This window comes from Rhizobacter sp. P1_G5 (genome assembly GCF_056405435.1).
Map to the genome: position 1 here is coordinate 1 of NZ_JBFUCB010000256.1, position 7,947 is coordinate 7,947.

At 67.3% G+C, this 7,947-nt stretch carries 8 protein-coding genes; all 8 read left to right on the forward strand.

All coding sequences use genetic code 11. The annotated features are described in order from the left end of the window. The coding region (locus AC1D12_RS17870) for a YVTN family beta-propeller repeat protein (protein WP_477841945.1) at positions 1-734 on the forward strand (734 nt) is incomplete at its 5' end. Next, positions 718-1,509, forward strand: a complete 792-nt coding sequence (locus tag AC1D12_RS17875) for a polysaccharide deacetylase family protein (protein WP_047513070.1) — start codon at positions 718-720, stop codon at positions 1,507-1,509. The genes AC1D12_RS17870 and AC1D12_RS17875, both read left to right, overlap by 17 nt. 29 nt (positions 1,510-1,538) lie before the next feature. Next, the gene (locus AC1D12_RS17880) at positions 1,539-2,531 is read left to right on the forward strand and encodes a sterol desaturase family protein (protein WP_465111762.1); all 993 of its coding nucleotides are present in this window, start codon (positions 1,539-1,541) and stop codon (positions 2,529-2,531) included. A 176-nt stretch (positions 2,532-2,707) separates the two neighbouring features. Continuing rightward, positions 2,708-3,571 carry an EI24 domain-containing protein gene (locus AC1D12_RS17885; RefSeq protein WP_477841947.1) on the forward strand — a complete coding sequence of 288 codons (864 nt, stop codon included), beginning with the start codon at positions 2,708-2,710 and terminating at the stop codon, positions 3,569-3,571. Between the two features lie 21 nt (positions 3,572-3,592). Beyond that, the gene (locus tag AC1D12_RS17890; protein ID WP_477841949.1) at positions 3,593-4,387 is read left to right on the forward strand and encodes a competence/damage-inducible protein A; all 795 of its coding nucleotides are present in this window, start codon (positions 3,593-3,595) and stop codon (positions 4,385-4,387) included. A 245-nt stretch (positions 4,388-4,632) separates the two neighbouring features. After that, positions 4,633-6,048, forward strand: coding sequence for a type I glutamate--ammonia ligase (gene glnA / locus AC1D12_RS17895; RefSeq protein ID WP_477841951.1), 1,416 nt, complete (start codon positions 4,633-4,635; stop codon positions 6,046-6,048). 220 nt (positions 6,049-6,268) lie between these two features. After that, the gene (locus AC1D12_RS17900; RefSeq protein WP_477841953.1) at positions 6,269-6,718 is read left to right on the forward strand and encodes a hypothetical protein; all 450 of its coding nucleotides are present in this window, start codon (positions 6,269-6,271) and stop codon (positions 6,716-6,718) included. Continuing rightward, positions 6,715-7,842, forward strand: coding sequence for a nitrogen regulation protein NR(II) (gene glnL, locus AC1D12_RS17905; RefSeq protein WP_477841955.1), 1,128 nt, complete (start codon positions 6,715-6,717; stop codon positions 7,840-7,842). The genes AC1D12_RS17900 and glnL overlap by 4 nt, the downstream gene beginning before the upstream one ends. Positions 7,843-7,947 lie beyond the last annotated feature (105 nt).

Here is a 7,947-nt window from a genome sequence, read left to right on the forward strand (position 1 = left end):
CCGCCGAGGTGCAGCGCACGATCACGAAGATCTCCGACCCGTACCACCTGCGTTTCTCGCCCGACATGAAGTGGTTCGTCACCGCGGCGAACCGGCTGAACCACATCGACATCTACCGCTGGGAGCCGGCCGACGCGGCCAACCCGATGAAGCTCGCCGGCCGCGTGCCGGCATCGCGCACGCCCAGCCACCTGTCGATCGACAGCAAGAGCACCGTCATCTACTCGTCGATGCAGGACAGCGACGAGTTGATGGCGATCGACATCGCGACCCAGAAACCGCGCTGGAAGATCACCGTCGGCAAGCTGCCGGCCGACGTCTACCTGACGCCCGACGACAAGCTGCTGCTGGTCGGCCTCACCGGCGACGAGTTCGTCGAGGTCTACGACGTGAGCCAGGCGCAACCGAAGCTGGTCAAGCGCATCCTGACCGGCGCCGGCGCGCATGCGTTCCGCAGCCGCGGCGACGGCCAGCATGTGTTCGTCAGCAACCGCGTTGCCAACACCATCAGCATGATCGACACCCGCACGCTGAGCGTGGTCGACACCTACCCGGCGCCGGGTGGCCCCGACTGCATCGACGTGCTGGCCGACGGCAAGACGCTGTTGGTCAGCTCGCGCTGGGCGCGCAAGCTGACGCTGGTCGACATCGAGAAGAAGCAGGTGATCCGCCAGGTGGCAGTGGGCCGCTCGCCGCACGGGGTGTGGACGCTCGACCATGCGTCGCGCCGCTAGGCCTGTCCTTGTCGCAGCGCTGATCGCGGCGCTGGCCGCACCGGCCCATGCCGCCGGCTGCGACAAGCCGGTCTACCTGACGCTGGACACCGGCCACATGGGCGTGGCCCCGCTGGTCGCCGAGGTGCTGAACCGCGAGCAGGTGAAGGCGACCTTCTTCCTCGCCAACGAGAAGACGAAGACCGACGGCACCAGCCTCGATGACCAGTGGGCGCCGTGGTGGAAGGCCCGTGCGGCCGAAGGCCACCTGTTCGGCTCGCACACCTTCGACCATGTCTACTGGGTGGCCGATGTGAAAACCGGCATGAAGGGCGGCGGCTTCAAGGTGCGCCCCAGTGCCGGCCCGAACGCCGGCCAACTGCTGACCTGGACCGCGGCCGAGTACTGCGCCGAGCTGCAGCGCCCCGCAGACCGCTTCCGCGCGATGACGGGGCAGGCGATGCCGCATCTGTTCCGGGCGCCGGGCGGCAAGACCTCGCCGGCGCTGCTGGCCGCGGCCAAGGCCTGCGGCTGGACGCATGTGCCGTGGAGCGCCGCCGGTTTCCTCGGCGACGAACTGCCGAGCGATCGCTACCCGAACGCGCAACTTTTGCAGCGTGCGCTGGATCACATCCGGCCGGGCGACGTGATGCTGGCCCACCTGGGCATCTGGTCGCGCCAGGACCCGTGGGCGCCGGCGGTGCTCGAGCCGCTGATCCAGGGGCTCAAGCAACGCGGCTTCTGCTTCGCGACGCTGCGCGACCACCCGGCCTACCGGGATGCCGCGCAGCGCTGATCCCTTCTGAAGTCATTCACCTTCCCGCCATGATCGATTCGTTGCTGCTCGCCTTCACCGACGCCTTCGGCCGCGTGCAGCAGGCGCTGTTCGAAGGCGTCGTGCAGCCGCTCGCCTTCCAGCTCGGGCTCGGCAACGTCGTCGAGGATGCGTTCGATGCCACCGGCTGGCTGCTGGTCGGCCTGCTGCAGATCGTCGTGCTGCTGGTGGTGTTCGGCGCGCTGGAGCGCTGGCGCCCGGTCGAGCCGGTGACGGACAGGCGCGCGGTGCGCGTCGACGTGCTGTACACGCTGATCCACCGGCTCGGGCTGTTCCGCGTGGGCTTGTTCTTCGCGGTCGATCCGCTGTTCGACGAGGCCTTCGGCGCCGCGCGGCTGGCGGGCCTGCCGACCTGGCAGCTCGACGAGTGGTTCGCGCCGTGGTGGTCGGGTGTCACCGACACCGCGTGGTTCAGCTTCGTCGCCTACCTGCTGGTGTTCGATTTCGTCGACTACTGGATCCACCGCGGCCAGCACCAGTTCCACTGGTGGTGGGGGCTGCATTCGCTGCACCACAGCCAGCGGCAGATGACGATGTGGAGCGACAACCGCAACCACCTGCTCGATGACCTGATCCGCGACAGCGTGATCGTGGTCGTCGCGCGGCTGATCGGGATCCCGCCGGGGCAGTTCATCGCGGTGGTGGCCTGCACGCAGCTGCTGGAGAGCCTGTCGCATGCGAACCTGCGGGTGTGGTTCGGCCCGGTGTTCGAGCGCGTGTTCGTCAGCCCACGCTTCCACCGGCTGCACCACAGCATCGGCCTGGGGCATGAGACCGCGGGGCAGGGCACGCTGGGCGGACACAACTTCGCGGTGCTGTTCCCGGTGTGGGATGTGTTGTTCCGCACCGGCAACTTCGAGATCCGCTACGACCCGACCGGGATCCGCGACCAGTTGCCCGAGGCGGGTGGGCGCGAGTACGGGCAGGGGTTCTGGGCTCAGCAGTGGCTCGGGCTCAAACGGGCGTTCGGGCGAATGAACTGAATCCGACTCCCGTTCGCCCTGAGCAGGGACCGAGCTTGTCGAGGGCCCGTCAGTCGAAGGGTTGTGTCCGGCGCGYGCCGGGCTTCGACAGGCTCAGCCCGAACGGAGTTGCGCGAACAGCGCTTCGACAGGCTCAGCGCGAACGGGATTTGAAGCTCCGGTTATCCTGCCGCGCCATGGTCAAGCCTCTCTTCGATTCCTTCTGGCGCGCCGCCGCCTACTGCCTGCACCCGCGCGTCATCGTCCTGTCACTGCTGCCGCTGTTCCTGCTGGTCGGCCTCACGTTCGGGCTCGGCTACTTCTTCTGGGAAGCCGCGATCGACGGCGTGCGCGACCTGCTCAATGCGTGGGACCTGCTGCACACCCTCTTCAACTGGCTCGAGAGCATCGGTGCCGGCAACCTGAAGTCGGTGCTGGGCCCGCTGGTGGTGATCTTCCTCGCGACGCCGGTGCTGGTGCTGCTGTCGCTGCTGGTGGTCGCGACGATGATGACGCCGGCCATGCTGAACCTGGTGGCGCAGCGCCGCTTCCCGCTGCTGGAGCGCCGCCGCGGCGGCACCTTCCTCGGCAGCGTCGTCGTGAGCCTCGGCTCGACGGCGATCGCGGTCGTCGCGCTGATTGCCTCGATCCCGCTGTGGTTCGTGCCGCTGATGGTGCTGGTCGTGCCGCCGCTGATCTGGGGCTGGCTGACCTACCGCGTGATGGTCTACGACGTGCTGTCCGAGCACGCCAGCAAGGACGAGCGGCGTGAGCTGATCCGCCGCCATCGCACCAGCTTCCTCGGCCTCGGCATCGCAACCGGCTACCTCGGCGCCGCGCCGTCGCTGGTGTGGGCCTCGGGCCTGATGTTCCTCGCGCTCGCGCCGATCCTGGTGCCGGTCGCGATCTGGATCTACACGCTGGTGTTCGCGTTCTCGTCGCTGTGGTTCGCGCACTTCGCGCTGGCCGCGCTGGCCGCGCTGCGCGCCGAGCAGCAGCTCGCCGCTGCGGTGGTGGCGCCGCCGGCCGATCCGACACCGCTTCCGCTGCCCCCTGCGTAATCCACCCACAAGGCTTTCCGCATGAACTTCGGCCTGATCATCATCGGCGACGAGATCCTGTCCGGCAAACGCGAGGACAAGCACCTGCCCAAGGTGATCGCGCTGCTCGGCGAACGCGGCATCCCGCTCTCGTGGGCGCGCTACGTCGGCGACGACCCCGCAMGCATCACCGCCCACCTGCGCGAAGCCTTCGCGAGCGGCGACGTGGTGTTCTCGTGCGGCGGCATCGGCGCCACGCCCGACGACCACRCGCGCCAGTGCGCCGCCAATGCGCTCGGCGTGYCGCTGGCGCTCCATCCCCAGGCGCGCGAGCTGATCCTCGAGCGCATGCGCGACATCGCCGCCGAGCAGGGCCTGCCATACGAGCCCGAGCGCGCCGACAACCTGCACCGGCTCAACATGGGCATGTTCCCCGAGGGCGCGCAGATCATCCCGAACCCCTACAACAAGATCGCCGGCTTCTCGGTCGGCCATGTGCACTTCGTGCCCGGCTTCCCGGTGATGGCCTGGCCGATGGTGCAGTGGGTGCTCGACGAGCGCTACGCCGCCGAGCACCGCACCGAGCGCCCGCGCGAGCAGTCGGTCATCGTGTTCGGCGCGATGGAGTCGACCCTCACGCCGCTGATGGAAGCCATCGAGGCCCGCTTCGACGGCGTCAAGGTGTTCAGCCTGCCGAGCGTCGACCACCCGCAGTGGGGGCGCCACATCGAGCTGGGCGTCAAGGGCGCGGCCATCCCGGTGGCCGAAGCCTTCGCCGAGTTGCTGGCCGGGCTGCGTGGCCATGGTGCGCAACTCGGCCCCGAATTGGTGCGTTGAGCGCCGAAACCCTTGTCCAGCGTGGTGCTGCGCGGCGCACCAAAGTGGCGTCAACACCCCTCGCACGCATCGTCTTGGAGGCCTCGCTCACCCGGTGGAGCGCATGCCGGCTGGCCCTGCTCTGTCATCGGGCGCGRGCATGCTTTCTGCTACATTCCTGTGCGCATTTCCAGGCCCCTCCCGGCACTGAAACTGTCGTTGTACCCACCCACTCACCCCCACAAGCCTCTCGCTAGGAGAACCTGATGGCAAAGACCGTCGCCGACGTGATGAAGATGGTGAAGGAAAGCGAGGTCAAGTTCGTTGACTTCCGCTTCACCGATACCCGCGGCAAAGAGCAACACGTTTCGGTGCCCCTGTCTGCGTTCGACGAAGACAAGTTCATCTCCGGCCACGCCTTCGACGGTTCGTCGATCGCCGGCTGGAAGGGCATCGAGGCTTCCGACATGCTGTTGATGCCGGACCCGAACACGGCCAACATCGACCCGTTCTTCGAAGAGCCGACGCTGATCCTCACCTGCGACGTGATCGAGCCCACCGACGGCAAGCCCTATGAACGCGACCCGCGCTCGCTGGCCAAGCGTGCCGAGGCCTACCTGAAGTCGTCGGGCATCGGCGACACCGCCTTCTTCGGTCCGGAACCCGAGTTCTTCATCTTCGACAGCGTGCGCTGGAACGTGGACATGTCCGGTTCGTTCTCGAAGATCGAATCCGAGGAAGCGGCCTGGAACACCGGCAAGGAATACGACCACGGCAACTCCGGCTACCGTCCGGCGGTCAAGGGCGGCTACTTCCCGGTGCCGCCGGTCGACAGCGCGCAGGACCTGCGCTCCGAGATGTGCCTGATCCTCGAAKCGCTGGGCATCCCGGTCGAAGTGCATCACCACGAAGTGGCGAATGCCGGCCAGATGGAAATCGGCACCAAGTTCAGCTCGCTGGTGCAGCGCGCCGACTGGCTGCAGCTGCAGAAGTACGTGATCCACAACGTGGCCCACGCCTACGGCAAGACCGCCACCTTCATGCCCAAGCCGATCGTCGGCGACAACGGCTCCGGCATGCACGTGCACCAGTCGGTCTGGAAGGACGGCAAGAACCTGTTCGCCGGCGACGGCTATGCCGGCCTGAGCGAATTCGCGCTGTTCTACATCGGCGGCATCATCAAGCACGCCCGCGCGCTGAACGCGATCACGAACCCCGGCACCAACAGCTACAAGCGCCTGGTCCCGGGCTTCGAAGCCCCGGTCAAGCTGGCCTACTCGGCCAAGAACCGCTCGGCCTCGATCCGCATTCCGTACGTCGCCAACCCGAAGGGCCGCCGCATCGAAGCGCGCTTCCCGGATCCGCTGGCGAACCCGTACCTGGCGTTCTCGGCCCTGCTGATGGCCGGCCTCGACGGCGTGGAGAACAAGATCCATCCGGGCGAAGCCGCCACGAAGGACCTGTACCACCTGCCGCCGGAAGAAGACGCGAAGATCCCGACCGTCTGCCACAGCCTCGACCAGGCGCTCGACTACCTGGACAAGGACCGCGCGTTCCTGACCAAGGGTGGTGTCTTCACCGATGCTTACCTTGATGCGTACATCGAACTGAAGATGCAGGAGGTCACGCGCTTCCGCATGACGACCCACCCGGTCGAGTTCGACATGTACTACAGCGCCTGATCTGCGGCGCCTGGTGGCGGCGCGGAACCCGGACCGGGGGCGAAGGCTCTCAGGTTCAGCGGTTCCGCCACCGACACGACGAAAAGGGACGGCCCACGCCGTCCCTTTTTGCATGGCGGGATCGGCCACAATCCACCAGATCCCACGGCCCGAGGTATCTCTCATGCGCTCTCACCGAACCACGACCCGTCGCGTGCTCACACTGGTTGCCGTTGCCACCGTGATCACCCTGCCTGCCCGGGCCGCCGAAGAAAAGACCGTCTACCGCTGCCCCGGCAACCCGGTGCTCTACACCGACACGCTGTCGGCGAAGGAAGCCAAGGAGAAGGGCTGCAAGACGCTCGAGGGCACGCCGATCACCGTGGTGCAGGGGCTGCGCCCGGCGAAGTCGGCCTCGGGCGCGGCGACATCAGGCCAGAACCGCGTCGACCCGAATGACCAGCGCGCCCGCGACAGCGATGCACGCCGCATCCTCGAAGCCGAGCTGAAGAAGGAAGAAGATCGCCTGGCCGAGATGCAGAAGGCCTACAACAACGGCGAGCCCGAGCGCCAGGGCGACGAGAAGAACTACCAGAAGTACATCGACCGCGTCGCCGAGATGAAGGCGAGCCTGCTGCGCAAGGAAAGCGACATCGCCGCGATCAAGCGGGAAATCGCGAAGCTGCAGTGAGCACGCCGGTGAACAAGCCGGTGGGCAAGCCGAAGTCCGCGCGGCCGGCGGCGCCGGGCGACCTGCCCGGGCGCTACGAGGCCTTCGACCACCTGGCGACGATGGTCGCGGTGGTGCGCGACGACGGCAGCTGCCTGTTCGCCAATGCCGCGTTCGAGAACGTGCTGGGCCTGCCGCGGCGCAGCGTGCTGGGCGGCTCGCTGTTCGACTGGTTCATCGATGCCAACTCGGTGCGCGACACCGTGGCCGCGGTCGTGCGCAACGATTTCTCCACCAGCCGCTTCGAGGCCTTGCTGCGCCGGCCGGTGTCGGCCCATGGCGATGCGCTGCCGGTGCACGTGATCGTGAACCAGCTCGACCGGCCGAACGAGGCGATCGTCGAGCTGGTGGAGATCGAGCAGCAGACGCGCCAGGACCGCGAGGAGCGGGCGCTCGGCCAGGCACGTGCCAACAAGGAGCTGATCCGCAACCTGGCGCACGAGATCAAGAACCCGCTCGGCGGCATCCGCGGCGCGGCGCAGCTGCTCGAGATGGAGGTCGAGTCGCGCGCGCTGACCGAGTACACGCAGGTCATCATCCAGGAGGCTGACCGACTGCAGGCGCTGGTCGACCGGCTGCTCGCGCCGCACCGCAAGCCGCACGTGGTGAGCGACGTCAACATCCACGAGGTCTGCGAGCGGGTGCGCTCGCTGATCATTGCCGAGTTCCCGCGCGGCCTGGCGGTGCAGCGCGACTACGACATCTCGATCCCCGATTTCCGCGGTGACCGCGAGCAGCTGATCCAGGCGGTGCTCAACATCGCGCACAACGCGGCGCAGGCGCTTTCAGAGCGCATCCAGCAGGGCGACGCCTGCATCACGCTGCGCACGCGCATCGCGCGCCAGGTCACGCTGGGCAAGCAGCGCTATCGATTGGCACTGGACTTGCATATCGAGGACAACGGCCCGGGAATACCGGAGTCGATCCGGGATCGCATTTTTTACCCGCTGGTATCGGGGCGCGATGGCGGGTCGGGCTTGGGACTCACGCTGGCGCAGACGTTCGTGCAGCAACACCAGGGCATGATCGAATGCGAGAGCAAACCGGGCCAGACCCTTTTCAAGATCGTGATCCCGTTGCCCTGAGCCAGAAGCCCGGGGCGGGCGGGACCGGAACCACAGGCAGGGCATGAAACCCATCTGGATCGTTGACGACGACCAATCCATCCGCTTCGTGCTGGAGAAGGCACT

Bases quoted from the DNA above. Each gene is read 5' to 3' on its own strand.
- AC1D12_RS17875 (WP_047513070.1), top strand. From the start codon at position 718: ATGCGTCGCGCCGCTAGGCCTGTCCTTGTCGCAGCGCTGATCGCGGCG.
- AC1D12_RS17880 (WP_465111762.1), top strand. From the start codon at position 1,539: ATGATCGATTCGTTGCTGCTCGCCTTCACCGACGCCTTCGGCCGCGTG.
- AC1D12_RS17885 (WP_477841947.1), top strand. From the start codon at position 2,708: ATGGTCAAGCCTCTCTTCGATTCCTTCTGGCGCGCCGCCGCCTACTGC.